Here is a 12,722-nt window from a genome sequence, read left to right on the forward strand (position 1 = left end):
GGAATTGGCCGGTATCCCCCCTGTAGGAGCGGCCCATGGCCGCGATCGGTGTCCGTTCGGAGTCCGATCGCGGCCACCGGCCGCTCCTACAAAAAATCCCCGAATAGCCCGCCCTTCGACTCTTCTGCTATTATCCCGCCCGCAAAACCTAAGGGGTGGCCCAGGCCTGAGATGCTCCGCGAGCGAACCCTTGAACCTGATCCGGTTAATACCGGCGTAGGAATAGGTAGTCCCTAAACAGCTCTCCTCCGTCGCACCCGGGTCTCTTTCACTTCGATTTCCTGCGAGAGAGAACCATGAATCATCCAGCGAAACTACATCCGATCGCCTGGTCAATCGGCCTCTGCCTGTCTGCGGCCGCGGCCGCGCAACAGAACGCCGGCCTGGAAGAGGTCGTAGTCACCAGCCAGCTGCGCGCGATAGAGCAGCTCGATCTCCCCGGCAGTGTCAGCGTGCTGGACCGGGAGGCCATCGGCGCCCGCGGCGCCGGCAACCTGGAACAGCTGCTGGGCATGGCTCCCAACGTCAACTTCGCCGCCGGCGCGTCCCGCGGCCGCTTCGTGCAGATCCGCGGTATCGGCGAGCGCAGCCAGTTTATCGACCCGGTCAATCCGTCGGTGGGCCTGCTGATCGACGGTATCGACTTCACCGGCCTGGGCCTGGCCGCCAGCACCCTGGATATCGAGCAGGTGGAAATACTGCGCGGCCCCCAGGGTACCCTCTACGGCGCCAACGCCCTGGCCGGCCTGATCAGCATGAGCAGCGCCGCGCCCAGCGCCGAACCCATGGCCAGGGTGTCCGCCGAGGCGGCGCAATACAATGGCCGCACCCTGTCCGCGGTCGGCAGCGGCGCCCTGACCGAAAAGCTCAGCTACCGCCTCGCCGCGCGCAAGCAGCAGTCCGACGGCTTTATTGAAAACCAATTTCTCAACCGCAGCGACACCAACAATATCGACGAGTCGGTCGCACGGGCCAAGCTGCGCTACAGCGCCGGCGAAGACCTGCAGCTGGACTTCACCGCCTTCTATCTCGACGCCGACAACGGCTACGATGCCTTCTCCCTCTACAATACCCGCGAGACACTGTCCGACCAGCCCGGCCACGACCGGCAGGAGACCCTGGCCGGCTCGGTGAAGGGGCAGTGGAGCGGCAGCGAGCTGTTCACTCTGGAGGCCACCCTGAGTGCCGCCCGCTCGGATACCGAGTACGGCTACGACGAGGACTGGACCTATGTCGGCTTCCACCCGTGGGAATACAGCTCCACCGACAACTACCTGCGCGACAGGGACAACCTGAGTGCCGACCTGCGTATCCTGTCGACCGACGCCTCCGCCCTGTTCAACGGCCGCGGCAGCTGGGTCGCCGGCGTCTACTTCCGCGATGAGAGCGAGCGCCTCGAGCGCAACCGGAGCTTTACCAGCGAGTTCGATACGCAGAATGCCGCCGTCTACGGCCAGCTGCGCACGCAACTGGGCGAGCGTTTCGCCCTGGTTACCGGCCTCAGGTTTGAGCAGCGCGATGCCGACTACGCCGACTCCCTCGCGGTGGATTCCAGCAAAAAAGAAGACCTCTGGGGCGGCAACGTCTCGCTGGAATACAGGCCCGGCGACAACACCCTGATCTACGCCAGCGTCTCCCGCGGCTACAAGGCCGGCGGCGTCAACGGCAGTATTATCGCGGCCTCGGCGACAAACCCGAATATCGGCAGCGACCAGTTCGAATTCGACACAGAGCAGCTGCTCAACTACGAACTGGGCCTCAAGGGCGCCTGGCTCGATAACCGTTTGCAGGCGCAGCTGGCGGCCTTCTACCAGGACCGCAGCGATGTGCAGGCCAAGCAGTCGGTGTTCGATCCGAACGATTTCTCCTTCGACGACTTCCTGACCAACGCCGCCGGCGGCGAGACGACGGGCATCGAAGTCGAACTGAATTACCTCGCCAGCGACTCCCTGCGCTTCTTCGCCGCCGCCGGCTGGCTGAATGCGGAGTTCGAGGATTTCGTAAGCAGCGCCCACGTCGACGCCCGCGACGACTACAACGGTATCGCCCTGGCGCCGGTGGACTTCGACGGCCGCGACCTGGCCCACGCGCCCAACTACCAGTTCTTCACCGGCGCGGAAATTTCACTGCTGCCGGAACTGATTCTGCGCCTGGAAGTGGAGGGCAAGGACGACTTCTATTTCTCCAACAGCCACGACGAGAAGTCACAGGCCTACGAACTGCTGAACGCCCGCCTGACCTACCTGGGTGAAAACTGGGAGGTTGCACTCTGGGGCAGAAACCTGACCGACGAGGACTACTACACGCGGGGTTTCTACTTCAGCAACCAGTTCGGCAACAACCCGGAAAATTTCTATGCGCCGGAAGCCTACTACCAGTTCGGCGAGCCGCGCGTGGCGGGTATCAGCGGCAGCTACACCTTCTAGAATCTCTGCGCGGCTACCAGTCCCTGTAGGAGCGGCCCATGGCCGCGATCGATATCCGGCCAAACGCGCAAGCCAGATCGCGGCCATGGGCCGCTCCTACAGAGAAACACCGGTTTAATCGGAAGAGCAGTGAATTCTGAGGAACAACACCCATGCAACTCTCGGTAGAAATCAGCATGTACCCGCTAAAAGACGAGTACATCCCCAGCATCCAGGACTTTATCGAGCGCCTGAACCGCCACCCGGATCTGCGCGTAATCACCAATACGATGAGCACCCAGGTGTTTGGCGACTACGACCTGCTGATGGACCTGCTGAAGCAGGAAATGCGTACATCCTACGAAAAACACGGCCGCGCCATCTTCGTGTGCAAATTTATCGACGGCGACCTGGCCCCGGAAGCAGGCGATGTTTAATCAGGATATCGCCGGCGCCGTAATTGCGTCTCTCGCCGCCATGTCGGGCTGGGAAATTATCGCGGTCATCCTCGCCCTGGCCTACCTGCTGCTGGCCATGCGGGAAAATATTCTCTGCTGGTATGCCGCCTTCGCCAGCACCGCGATTTACCTGTTCCTGTTCTGGGATGTCAGCCTGCTGATGGAGTCCGCGCTGCAGCTGTTCTACCTGGCTATGGCCGTCTACGGCTGGTGGCAGTGGCGGCACCACCGCGACAGACAGCGGGACCTGAAAATCCACCGCTGGCCGCTGCGCACGCACCTGATGGTTTTTGCGGGCGTCGGCGCACTGACACTGGTCTTCGGCTATCTGCTGGATACCAATACCGACGCCGCCCTGCCCTATTTGGATTCCTTTACCACCTGGGGCGCCGTGATCACCACCTATATGGTCACGCGCAAGGTGCTGGAGAACTGGCTCTACTGGATAGTGGTGGACGGTGTCTCCATCTATCTGTATCTCGACCGCGAGCTCTACCTGACCGCGCTGCTGTTTGTGCTCTATGTGATTATCGTGATTGTGGGTTTCTTCCAATGGTTGGCCATCTACAAAAGCGAGGCGGCAACCGGTGAAGGCGCAGCGGTACCCGCATGAGCGCCACCGCTGCCGACATTATCCCGCCCGACTGGCAGCGCTGGAGCGCCACCGAGCCCTCGGTGATCGGGTCACTGAGCGGCGGACTGACCAACCGGAGTTTTCTGATTGCCGCCGGCAAAGACCTGCTGGTACTGCGCAAGAACTCCGCGATCAGCGCTGCGCTGGATCTAGACCGCACCGCCGAACACCAGGCGCTCCTCCACGCAGATCGCGCCGGCCTCTGTGCGCCGCTGATCCACTGCGATCCGAAGCACCGATATCTGGTCACCCGCTATATCGACGGCGAGCCCTGGCGGGCGACCGGCGCTGATAAATTGCGGCAACTCGCCCGATTGGTCCGGCGTATTCACGCGCTGCCGGCCATCGATGCCCAGCTGGAAATTGAAGCCAAGGCCGCCAGTTACTGGCGCTCGATCGACGAGCGCGCGGATTTCTATTCTCCCTTGTGCGCACTCGAGCAGAAAGTCCGGCGGCATATCGCCGCCGCCAAATCGCTGAACAGCGGTGTCTGTCTCTGTCACAACGACTTGCTGGCGACGAATTTGATCACCGCGAAAGACGGCAAGCTGTACACGATAGACTGGGAGTACGCCGCCATGGGCGATCCCTTCTATGAACTGGCGGTGATTGTCGAAGAGTTCGGGTTGGAAAAGCGGCAAAAGCAGTTGTTACTCGCGGAGTATCTGCAACGCCCGACGGTACAGATCGACTGGCAGCGGCTCGATCGCTGGCGGGTGATCTACGGGTATTTATGCGTGCTGTGGTATGCGGTGCAGTCGTGCAGCGGGGCCATGACCGGCCCCTGTATCAACGATGAAATTCGCAACAGAATCCTCGCCTTATCTGTGCTGAGCTGCACAATCGGATAGTCTGGGTGGTGTGACTGTTATTGTCTTCCCGGGAGTCGTTTAAACCGAGGACGAAGGTGCGGCAGCAGGCTGCCACTAGTCCGGCTTGGTACATTCGATAAAAATTAGACCTGTCAATCCAGCTCCCTCGTACGCCTGTTTAAACTCATTGGTTGAAAACAGCATGTTTCGTTGGGTTTCAGGTGTTTGGAACAGACTTTTTCGCCAATCCTGGAAAGATCTATCGACGGCTTAAGCAGGCGACCTATATTGCCATTGCGACGGATGTTGTATTGAGAAGTCGACACATCCAGGCAGTCCTGGACACTAAGGGGATTAAAAGCCATTAATTTATCCCCTTCCACCTCAATAGGCAGAAGCTCCCCCGCAGCCTCCAGCAATCCGCCCAGAGCTTCAATGGCCCTCTGACTAAATGTGAAAAAACCCGGCCCTAACCAGCTGACATCGGCAATAGAGTCCTTAGAGCTTTCCGGTATTGAGTAAGCCAGTTCAGGCGGATACCAGGATTTAGCCTTGCTCTCACGATTCAACCAAAGTAAATCCGAATCCAGATCGGAGGGATTTAATGGCCCAATTCCTCGGAACCGGTTAGCGTCAAATTCCAATTTGTAGGCATTCATCGTTCTGCTTATTTGAACAAGTCGCCCACGTCGCAGCGTAGACTTTTCGTGATCTGATCCAACGTCTTGAGGGTGGTATTTTGGGAGGCGCTTTCCAGGCGCGTCAGAGTGGCCCTGCTAATACCTAGTTTGCGGGCGAATGCATCCTGCGTTTGCTGGCCTCGACGGGCTCTCAGGTTTCTGGCCAATTTTTCTGATAAATTCATAGTTCACATGTGAACACGCCTGCATGTTCACATGTGAACGGGGCTCATCAAGGAGATTTGGGTTATGGATAAGTATAATGGGGCAGCCATCGATTCGAGGATGTTAGGTGAGCGGGCAGATAAAGGCCGACCCATATTCCAGCTTCGACCAGGGTTACCTGTTGATGTATTGCAAGAAGCCATCTGTCACCGGCTGGAGATGCTGTCCGGTGTGGTACAGATAATGTCCAGGGTAGAGTTTACATCCGCCGATGTGTGGCAGCTTCAACGCTACGGTTGGGCTATGAGTGAAATGGTCGACGAGCTAAAGGAATTGTTCTATTCCGCATGGGAGAAGAGCCATGCCGAATCGACATGAGAAGCCGCCGACTTTTGGGTGTGATCCCATGACCGGCTCCATGCCCAATGTCTTGTGGACTTTCACGCCACATTGGTTCTTGTGAACTACTGAATTAAGCTGGCACAATCTCTTCCGGTGCCGTAGGTATCCCATTTGGACGGCTACATAGATAAAAGGAGTTTCAAGTGGATCGGATTCTGTACCATTACACTAATGAGGCCGGATACACAGGTATTCTGGAAAGCATGTCTATCCGCCCGTCGTTGAAGGCGAACAACCCCAAAGACGCCCGCTTTGGCGACGGTCAGTATTTGAGCGATATTGTTCCCGGATCTAAACGCCCGGGTCAGTTGTCAATGATATTCTTTAATATCCCTTGGGCAGGGCATCGCTTTACTCACCACATAAATATAAACGTCAAGGGATTGAGTGTGATATGTGGTAGGAAACACGTTCATCTTGTCCCCAATTCAAAACCCTTGGACATAACTGAGAGACTTACAGGTCACGGCAGGAATTAAGAGAGGTCACGCCATGCCTTCCTACATTTACTCGAAGTGGCACAACAGCCCAGCAGACAGTCCCGTTGAGTTTTACAGCGAGCTCAACAATGACCGTTTCGAAACTCGTAAGGTAGAGGTTTTTAAAGATGGGTCATTGGGGTTTGCTTCTGAAAAATCGTCGTCTAAAACCACCAAGCTTGGAATTGCAGCTGTTCCATCAGTAGCGGAAATAGCAAAACAGCCTGAATTCGATATACGAACTATCACGCAGCAACAGTTTGAAGAAAAATGGAAGGAAGCCACTGCTAAGTGAGCATACATTACGTTAAAGGTGATGCAACCGCCCCTCAGACTGATGGTAATGCAGTAATTGCCCATGTGTGTAATGACATTGGAAAATGGGGGCGTGGTTTTGTTCTTGCTATCAGTAAGAAATGGAAAGAGCCAGAACGGCAGTATAAAGCCTGGTTTGATAGGCAAACGAAGCCGGGCCTTGGAGAAGTCCAGTTCGTTGAAGTCAGTAAGACGATTACAGTAGCGAATATCATCGGTCAGCATGGAATTCGCTCGCCGAAAAATAAAACTGCTCCAGCGCCCATCCGTTATGGCGCCGTTCGCGACGGACTCGCTAAAGTTGCCGATTTTGCGCTGTCGAAAATGGCTTCTGTTCATATGCCGAGAATCGGCTGCGGGCTTGCGGGCGGTACATGGGAGGAAATAGAGCCCATCATCAAGGAGTGCCTAGTTTCCAAAGGGATCGAAGTGTTCGTCTACGATTTTTAATCTCAAGCCCGAACAAACTGGATCGGCGGTAATCTTCCAGGCTGCAGTTGGAATAAGTGGGGCCAGAGTAACATATTGTCGTGCTGGTCATTGGGGGTGGACACCAATATGTTGCTCTGACGCCTGGGTTTCCCAGACTTTACCCTTACAGGTATCCAGTTGCTATTAATCTGTTCGCTTTTTCTTTTAGAGCTTCGGTTCTCAAGCGAATAAAGTCATCGAATTCTAAGTTTCCATCACGTGCCTCGTCAGGTATGAGGGCCGCGTCAAAAATTGCAGATTTATGGTCATATGGAATCTCTTTGAAATAGTCGGCTGGGTCTTTGTCGCTTATTTTTTTGTTTTCAGAGGCTGCTAGAAAACATATGTTAGATATTACATTGGCTTCGTGAAATGAAACGCCTTTGGATGCCAGAAATGCTTTCGGATATATATGATGAAACTGTCTGGCATTATAGGCAGATAGAACAGTTCCTAAATCTACTTCTGAACCTGTTAAGAAAGAGCGTGGGCGTAGCTGAGCCATTAGACATAAGGCTGCTTTTGCGGCAGTTGAATTTATTCTCCATGTACCATTAAATAAGTCATTCTTAACCGTCACTACGTTCGCGTCGAATGGTTTTTCACCATCGGCTATTTTTTTTACTCTATCTAGGTCTTCTAATACTAAGCGATTAGTGCCTGCTTTATATCTGAGAGTAAACGCACACTGCCAAAACCATTTTCTAAGTTGTGTAAGCTGTCCCGCATTGGGGTGAGATATGATTGAGTAGAACTTTACAATCGGTATAAGCATGATCGGAAAGGGTAGAAAAATAACATTCTTTATCTTGAGCTGCCCTTCAAGGAAGTCTACTGCAGACATAATAGCTTTTTTTAGCGACCCCATGCCCTCAACTAAGACATCTGGATCTACGTCAACAAGATCATCAGAATCTATTGAGTCGCAGGTTAGGGAAGCTAGCATCCTCATTAAAAGTGTCTGATCTATTTGTTCATACCCTTTATCAGACAAGGTATCTAATAGTTCGTCTATTTCTCGGCGAAGATCAAATTGATCTGACCAAGTCCATGCTGTCAACAGCTCAATATTACTCAATGGCGTTCCAGATGAATTAATTCTCTGGAAAATGCTGCACACTTCCTTGTTGCTTCTTTCTCTGATTGTAACCACAGGAAATTCATAGTCCTTAAATGATTCGGTTACTTTAGCAATTTTCTGTTTTTGTTCATCGTTGAATTTTGGCAGTTCTACTAGGAGTTTTGTTGTGTCAAGAATTGTGTTCAAGTGTATTTTATTTTTTCCGCCAGCAGCAGAGTGATGGACGAAGACATCGTCATCAGGTATGTAGCAAATATTGAAGCGATCTGCTAAAGCGGCATCTGATGTATTCTTGTCAGAATGAAAAACGCCATAAAGAGTCGTAAGTCGTTGCTGGCCATCAAGAATATAGTTAACGGGATAGTCCTCCGGAGTTTCTGGTAATTTGAATCCTCCAACATTACGTTCATGTTTTAGCTCTTCTTTAGTTGACCACATCAAGAGTGACCCTACGGGGTATCCGCGATATATTGAGTCCAGCAAGCTAATTATCTGCTCGTCGCTCCATATATATTGCCGTTGGAATACTGGTATTTTTATATTGCCACGGTCAACATCTGACAATAGTGATGCTAGCCTAGGACTAGAAGGCGTAATCTTGTTCGATGCACCCATCTTTAATTCCTTTTTTCGATTCCTGAAGTGGCTGTTTCCTATTTGGGATGGGTGTCCAAAGAAATGGAGCACCCATCATATGGTGTAATTGTGGATCTATGTTTAGTATTGGTGTCGACGCTCACCAAGTTGCTTCATAACGATCTCTTGCAGGCCGAGTCATACCGTGTCAGCCCTTGGGCTTTGTTATACGGCCTACCGATTCAGTAGCCCCTTCACCGCCTGCGGCAAATCCGCCGGCAAAATCACATTCTTGGCATTATCGGATTGGGACAGTTCCGACAGCGCGCCGATATAACGCTCGCCCAGCAGGTACATGACCGGCATTTCCTTGTCGCCGATCGCGGAGGAGACGCGCTCGATGGCCTCGCGGCTGGCGTCGGCCAGTACTACCTGGGCCTTGGCGTCGCGCTTGGAGGCCTCCAGGCGGCCGTCGGCTTCGAGGATCGCGGCCTGCTTCTCGCCCTCGGCGCGGGTCACTGTGGCGCGGCGCTGGCGTTCGGCGGCGGCCTGTTCTTCCATCGCCTTCTGCATGGTCGGGGACGGGTTGATATCCTGGATCTCGACGGTCTTCAGGTTGATACCCCAGTCGGCGATATCGTCGGAGATACCCTCCTTCAGTTTGGCCTTGATCAGTTCGCGGGAGGACAGCGCCGAGTCGAGCGACATCTCGCCGACGATGGAGCGCAGCGCCGTCTGCACCAGGTTCTGGATCGCGATTTGGTAGTCCTCGACACCGTAGACGGCCTTTTCCGGCGAGACGATATTGATATAGGCCACGGCATTGGCAATGATGGTGGCGTTGTCCTGGGTGATGACTTCCTGGGAGGGAATATCCAGCACTATGTCCTTGGTGGTAACTTTGTACGGGATCTGGTCGATATAGGGGATGACCACATTCATGCCCGGCGACAGAGTTTTGTGGTATTTGCCCAGGCGCTGCACTATATGCTTGGAACCCTGCGGCACTATGCGCACACCCTTGGCGATGGTGATAACCACTAGCGCGACCAGTGCCAGAACTACATATAAACCTTCCACTACTGTTCCCTCTCGGATAAAAGCTCGCTAGAGCTGGATTGAAATTAAAATTTGAGAATCTTGAATTGCGCGGGCCCGCCACTCCGGCGCATGCCGGAATGGCGATCTGTTGGCTCTCTCAGATGCGGGTGACGATCAGCGAGTTGCCGGAGATATCCGTCACCTTGACCCGGTCGCCGATGGCCACTTCCTCGGTGCAGATAAACAGCCACTCCTCCTCGCCGAGAATCGGCGCCGGGAACTTGAGTCTGCCGCGGCTGCGGCCGGCGTTGGATTCGAGCACCAGCCCCACCTGTCCTTTCAGCGCCTCGGCCCCCATGCCGGATAGGCTGCGGTCTTTCCAGCGGGGTTTGATGCTCTTGACCCAGATCACGACGAACGCGACTGAAGCGGCGGCCCACAGGATCAGTTGCAGCGTGAAGGGTATGTCCACCGCCAGGGTCAGCACACCCATCAGCAGCGCGGCGAGGCCGAACCAGAAGAGGACGAAGCCGGAAACGAAGATTTCTGCGGTGACCAGCAGCAGGCCGAGTACCAGCCAGTGCCAATAGGCGATATGTGCGTTCAGCCATTCCAGCATCGGCGCAACTCCCTGTCGTTTTGTATCGGGAGGACGATTATGCCAAAGATTGGGCGGCGCATGTGGCACTTTAGCCGGGGAGGCGGGATGGTTCGCGTGGAGGCCATCCGCCTACGGCTATCCCGCTCGCCGACGGCTTGACCGCAATTCCCCGGCCAACAGGTGGGGCACTGGCTGCTCTCTCCTATGTATCGCGATGCATCCGCACACCGTGCGCCTGTCGGTATTTCACATCAGCCACTCAACTGTAGTGGCTGACAATGAAGTCGCGTAGCTGTTCGAATAACAGCTGGTGCCCGGCGGGATTCGCGTGTAGCCCATCTTCGGCCAGCAGGTCCTGCCAATCCATGGCGGACCACAGGGAGAAATAGTCGAGCAGCGGCACGCTGTTGTCGCTGCACACCGCGCGCACTATTTGGGTGAATTGCTCGGCATCCTCTTTCAGGTAGAACGCATCGGACCCCGGGTAAGGCGTTGTCCGCGTCTCGTCAAACGGAAAGCCTGTCATCATCATTACCGGGGCGACGGATTCCGCTTCGGAAATCAGTGATGCCATGGACGACCTGAACCTGTCCGGCGACGTTATCCTCTCAGAATTCACGCCGCCGTCTCGGCGGATGTCGTTGAACCCGGGATACAGCGCGATCAGGTGCGGCCTGCGAACGGATGCCTCGGCAGCCAACCTGGCGATCAGGGACTCTGTGGACTCGCCAAACACACCGAGCTCATAGACAAAATTCTTGGGGCCACAGGATTCATGCCAAAGCCGAAACCGATGCACAAACCCGCCGAGCTCGCTGTCTCCGCGCCCGTGCACCGAGCTGGAGCCGGCAAATACCATTCTCCGTGGAATCATGTTTCACCTTTGATCAGTCGGGGACTTCAAACTTTTTGCCCGGGAAGAGCCTGCCGCCCAGTTTCTCGATATCCCGATGCAGTTCCTGCAGACGCCGCCCGGCGTCGTCCAGCAGCGGAATCAGTTCACCGGAAAACGCCTCGCTGTACTGGCCGAGCAGGCGGCACAGCAGGCGCAGGTCGCGCCAGTCGCCGAGGGCCTGTGCGAGCTCCTTCAGCGGCCTGCAGCGGGGTTTGGCGGTCTCCGGGTGTTTTTTCGCCAGCAGGCGGCTGTGGTACCAGTGGTCCTTCACCCGTTTGCGGAATTCGTGAAAGCTGGCCGGATCGTCACCGGCGAGGGCCTCGTTCATCGCCCTGAAGGCCCGCCGGTAGTAGCTTTTGTAGCCCTTGCGCGCCTGCTTCCATTTCAGCTGCGCCAGCGGCCAGTCGTCGATGCGCTCGCCGCCCTGTATCAGCAGCGCCCGGGTATCCTGCAGTGCGCCCGGAGCCCGGTGGCCGTGGGCGCGCGCCTCGAGGAATTGTTGCACCTGTGGATAGCCGCCGGCGGGCGCCAGTGCCAGCAGTGCATCGCGCATCGACACGGCGTCGCGGCTGCCGGCGAGGCTGTTGGCCAGGGTGCGGTAGTGGGCGTTCTCGTAGCGGTAGAGGTCGCCGATCTCGGTGCGCACCAGGCGCAGCAGCGCGCGCTGTTTCTTGCAGTGCTTGCGCAGCTGGTGCACCGCCTCCTCTTCGGGCAACTGCTCCAGCTCCGCCAGCGCGGCGGCGACTTCCCCGCGCGCTGTGTCGCGCAGGGTTTCCGCCAGGGGTTTCTTGTCGCTCAGCCGGTAGGCCATGGCCACTCCTCGGTTCTTCCTGCCAATTTTAGTGAGCGGCGGTGCCGGCGGGGGCGGGTCGATGTACAATACCGGCCCTCAAATTTGACTAAACGGGGCCGCACAGGGGCCCGGCGGGCACAGCATGAAGGAACGCAAGACCACCCACTTCGGTTACCAAGAGGTACCGGTGGAAGAGAAGGCGGGGCGCGTGGCGGAGGTTTTCCACTCGGTCGCGGCGCGCTACGACGTGATGAACGACCTGATGTCCGGGGGCATTCACCGCCTGTGGAAGCGCTTCACGATAGAGCTGTCCGGAGCGCGCCCGGGGCAGACGATCCTGGATATCGCCGGCGGCACCGGCGACCTGACCGCGCGCTTCTCGCGCATCGTCGGCAGCCGGGGCACCGTGGTGCTGGCGGATATCAACGAGTCTATGCTGAAGGTGGGGCGCGACCGGCTGCTGGACCGCGGCATTGCCGGCAATGTGGTGCCGGTGCAGGCGGACGCCCAGTACCTGCCCTTCCCCGACGATACCTTCGACTGCATCACCATCGCCTTCGGCCTGCGCAATGTCACCGACAAGGACCTGGCGCTGCGCTCGATGCTGCGGGTGCTGAAGCCCGGCGGCCGCCTGCTGGTGCTGGAGTTCTCCAAGCCGCAGTCGAAGCTGCTGGAGAAGGTTTACGATCAGTACTCCTTCCGCCTGCTGCCGTTTATGGGCAAGCTGGTGGCCAACGACGCCGACAGCTACCGCTATCTGGCGGAGAGCATCCGTATGCACCCGGACCAGGAGACCCTGAAGCAGATGATGGGCGACGCCGGCTTTGTGGACTGCGAGTACCACAATATGACCGGCGGCATAGTGGCACTGCACAAGGGCATCAAGCCTTAATAGTGGGGCGGAGTTTCGTGGC

Annotated in this window: 16 protein-coding genes and 1 riboswitch; of the genes, 9 read left to right on the forward strand and 7 right to left on the reverse strand. The window is 56.3% G+C overall.

What is annotated here, in order from left to right; all coding sequences use genetic code 11:
• Positions 1 to 141: 141 nt before the first annotated feature.
• Positions 142 to 240: riboswitch (TPP riboswitch) on the forward strand.
• Between the two features lie 56 nt (positions 241 to 296).
• The 4 genes from ACXAF3_RS01495 to ACXAF3_RS01510 all read left to right on the forward strand — a co-directional run bounded on the left by ACXAF3_RS01495 (position 297) and on the right by ACXAF3_RS01510 (position 4,348).
• Positions 297 to 2,426, forward strand: a complete 2,130-nt coding sequence (locus tag ACXAF3_RS01495) for a TonB-dependent receptor (protein WP_475110527.1) — start codon at positions 297 to 299, stop codon at positions 2,424 to 2,426.
• Between the two features lie 152 nt (positions 2,427 to 2,578).
• Positions 2,579 to 2,842: a hypothetical protein gene (locus ACXAF3_RS01500; protein WP_475110528.1), complete on the forward strand. Its 264-nt coding sequence runs from the start codon at positions 2,579 to 2,581 to the stop codon at positions 2,840 to 2,842.
• Positions 2,835 to 3,476, forward strand: coding sequence for a nicotinamide riboside transporter PnuC (gene pnuC, locus ACXAF3_RS01505; protein ID WP_475110529.1), 642 nt, complete (start codon positions 2,835 to 2,837; stop codon positions 3,474 to 3,476). Before ACXAF3_RS01500 ends, pnuC begins: the two co-directional genes overlap by 8 nt.
• Entirely contained in the window at positions 3,473 to 4,348 is an 876-nt protein-coding gene (locus ACXAF3_RS01510) for a phosphotransferase (protein ID WP_475110530.1), read from the forward strand. The genes pnuC and ACXAF3_RS01510 overlap by 4 nt, the downstream gene beginning before the upstream one ends.
• Positions 4,349 to 4,461: 113 nt before the next feature.
• Here ACXAF3_RS01510 and ACXAF3_RS01515 read toward each other — a convergent pair whose 3' ends face one another.
• Both ACXAF3_RS01515 and ACXAF3_RS01520 read right to left on the reverse strand, forming a co-directional pair.
• Entirely contained in the window at positions 4,462 to 4,968 is a 507-nt protein-coding gene (locus ACXAF3_RS01515) for a hypothetical protein (RefSeq protein WP_475110531.1), read from the reverse strand.
• Between the two features lie 8 nt (positions 4,969 to 4,976).
• Positions 4,977 to 5,174 carry a helix-turn-helix transcriptional regulator gene (locus ACXAF3_RS01520; RefSeq protein ID WP_475110532.1) on the reverse strand — a complete coding sequence of 66 codons (198 nt, stop codon included), beginning with the start codon at positions 5,172 to 5,174 and terminating at the stop codon, positions 4,977 to 4,979.
• A gap of 64 nt (positions 5,175 to 5,238) precedes the next feature.
• Here ACXAF3_RS01520 and ACXAF3_RS01525 point away from each other — a divergent pair, with 64 nt between their 5' ends.
• The 4 genes from ACXAF3_RS01525 to ACXAF3_RS01540 all read left to right on the forward strand — a co-directional run bounded on the left by ACXAF3_RS01525 (position 5,239) and on the right by ACXAF3_RS01540 (position 6,800).
• A complete protein-coding gene (locus ACXAF3_RS01525) occupies positions 5,239 to 5,532 on the forward strand; it encodes a hypothetical protein (protein ID WP_475110533.1) in 294 nt (97 codons plus the stop codon).
• Between the two features lie 167 nt (positions 5,533 to 5,699).
• Positions 5,700 to 6,035 carry an HYD1 signature containing ADP-ribosyltransferase family protein gene (locus tag ACXAF3_RS01530; RefSeq protein WP_475110534.1) on the forward strand — a complete coding sequence of 112 codons (336 nt, stop codon included), beginning with the start codon at positions 5,700 to 5,702 and terminating at the stop codon, positions 6,033 to 6,035.
• Between the two features lie 13 nt (positions 6,036 to 6,048).
• Positions 6,049 to 6,330 carry a DUF6881 domain-containing protein gene (locus tag ACXAF3_RS01535; protein ID WP_475110535.1) on the forward strand — a complete coding sequence of 94 codons (282 nt, stop codon included), beginning with the start codon at positions 6,049 to 6,051 and terminating at the stop codon, positions 6,328 to 6,330.
• A complete protein-coding gene (locus tag ACXAF3_RS01540) occupies positions 6,327 to 6,800 on the forward strand; it encodes a macro domain-containing protein (protein WP_475110536.1) in 474 nt (157 codons plus the stop codon). The genes ACXAF3_RS01535 and ACXAF3_RS01540 overlap by 4 nt, the downstream gene beginning before the upstream one ends.
• A gap of 145 nt (positions 6,801 to 6,945) precedes the next feature.
• Here ACXAF3_RS01540 and ACXAF3_RS01545 read toward each other — a convergent pair whose 3' ends face one another.
• From ACXAF3_RS01545 to ACXAF3_RS01565, 5 genes are all read right to left on the reverse strand, one after another.
• Positions 6,946 to 8,517 carry a GmrSD restriction endonuclease domain-containing protein gene (locus ACXAF3_RS01545; protein ID WP_475110537.1) on the reverse strand — a complete coding sequence of 524 codons (1,572 nt, stop codon included), beginning with the start codon at positions 8,515 to 8,517 and terminating at the stop codon, positions 6,946 to 6,948.
• A 195-nt stretch (positions 8,518 to 8,712) separates the two neighbouring features.
• Positions 8,713 to 9,558 carry an SPFH domain-containing protein gene (locus tag ACXAF3_RS01550; protein ID WP_475110538.1) on the reverse strand — a complete coding sequence of 282 codons (846 nt, stop codon included), beginning with the start codon at positions 9,556 to 9,558 and terminating at the stop codon, positions 8,713 to 8,715.
• A gap of 118 nt (positions 9,559 to 9,676) precedes the next feature.
• A complete protein-coding gene (locus tag ACXAF3_RS01555) occupies positions 9,677 to 10,138 on the reverse strand; it encodes an NfeD family protein (protein ID WP_475110539.1) in 462 nt (153 codons plus the stop codon).
• Positions 10,139 to 10,379: 241 nt separating this feature from the next.
• Positions 10,380 to 10,994, reverse strand: a complete 615-nt coding sequence (locus tag ACXAF3_RS01560) for an SGNH/GDSL hydrolase family protein (protein WP_475110540.1) — start codon at positions 10,992 to 10,994, stop codon at positions 10,380 to 10,382.
• Between the two features lie 13 nt (positions 10,995 to 11,007).
• Positions 11,008 to 11,826: a CHAD domain-containing protein gene (locus ACXAF3_RS01565; RefSeq protein ID WP_475110541.1), complete on the reverse strand. Its 819-nt coding sequence runs from the start codon at positions 11,824 to 11,826 to the stop codon at positions 11,008 to 11,010.
• A gap of 124 nt (positions 11,827 to 11,950) precedes the next feature.
• On the opposite strand from ACXAF3_RS01565, the gene ubiE reads away from it, so the two are divergent.
• The gene (gene ubiE / locus ACXAF3_RS01570) at positions 11,951 to 12,700 is read left to right on the forward strand and encodes a bifunctional demethylmenaquinone methyltransferase/2-methoxy-6-polyprenyl-1,4-benzoquinol methylase UbiE (RefSeq protein WP_475110542.1); all 750 of its coding nucleotides are present in this window, start codon (positions 11,951 to 11,953) and stop codon (positions 12,698 to 12,700) included.
• The last annotated feature ends 22 nt before the right edge of the window (positions 12,701 to 12,722 follow it).

The organism is Microbulbifer sp. ABF4_143 (genome assembly GCF_056160225.1).

Coding starts and splice junctions, on each gene's coding strand:
- ACXAF3_RS01495 (WP_475110527.1), top strand. CDS start 297: ATGAATCATCCAGCGAAACTACATCCGATCGCCTGGTCAATCGGCCTC.
- ACXAF3_RS01500 (WP_475110528.1), top strand. CDS start 2,579: ATGCAACTCTCGGTAGAAATCAGCATGTACCCGCTAAAAGACGAGTAC.
- pnuC (WP_475110529.1), top strand. CDS start 2,835: ATGTTTAATCAGGATATCGCCGGCGCCGTAATTGCGTCTCTCGCCGCC.
- ACXAF3_RS01510 (WP_475110530.1), top strand. CDS start 3,473: ATGAGCGCCACCGCTGCCGACATTATCCCGCCCGACTGGCAGCGCTGG.
- ACXAF3_RS01515 (WP_475110531.1), bottom strand. CDS start 4,968: ATGAATGCCTACAAATTGGAATTTGACGCTAACCGGTTCCGAGGAATT.
- ACXAF3_RS01520 (WP_475110532.1), bottom strand. CDS start 5,174: ATGAATTTATCAGAAAAATTGGCCAGAAACCTGAGAGCCCGTCGAGGC.
- ACXAF3_RS01525 (WP_475110533.1), top strand. CDS start 5,239: ATGGATAAGTATAATGGGGCAGCCATCGATTCGAGGATGTTAGGTGAG.
- ACXAF3_RS01535 (WP_475110535.1), top strand. CDS start 6,049: ATGCCTTCCTACATTTACTCGAAGTGGCACAACAGCCCAGCAGACAGT.
- ACXAF3_RS01545 (WP_475110537.1), bottom strand. CDS start 8,517: ATGGGTGCATCGAACAAGATTACGCCTTCTAGTCCTAGGCTAGCATCA.
- ACXAF3_RS01555 (WP_475110539.1), bottom strand. CDS start 10,138: ATGCTGGAATGGCTGAACGCACATATCGCCTATTGGCACTGGCTGGTA.
- ACXAF3_RS01560 (WP_475110540.1), bottom strand. CDS start 10,994: ATGATTCCACGGAGAATGGTATTTGCCGGCTCCAGCTCGGTGCACGGG.
- ACXAF3_RS01565 (WP_475110541.1), bottom strand. CDS start 11,826: ATGGCCTACCGGCTGAGCGACAAGAAACCCCTGGCGGAAACCCTGCGC.
- ubiE (WP_475110542.1), top strand. CDS start 11,951: ATGAAGGAACGCAAGACCACCCACTTCGGTTACCAAGAGGTACCGGTG.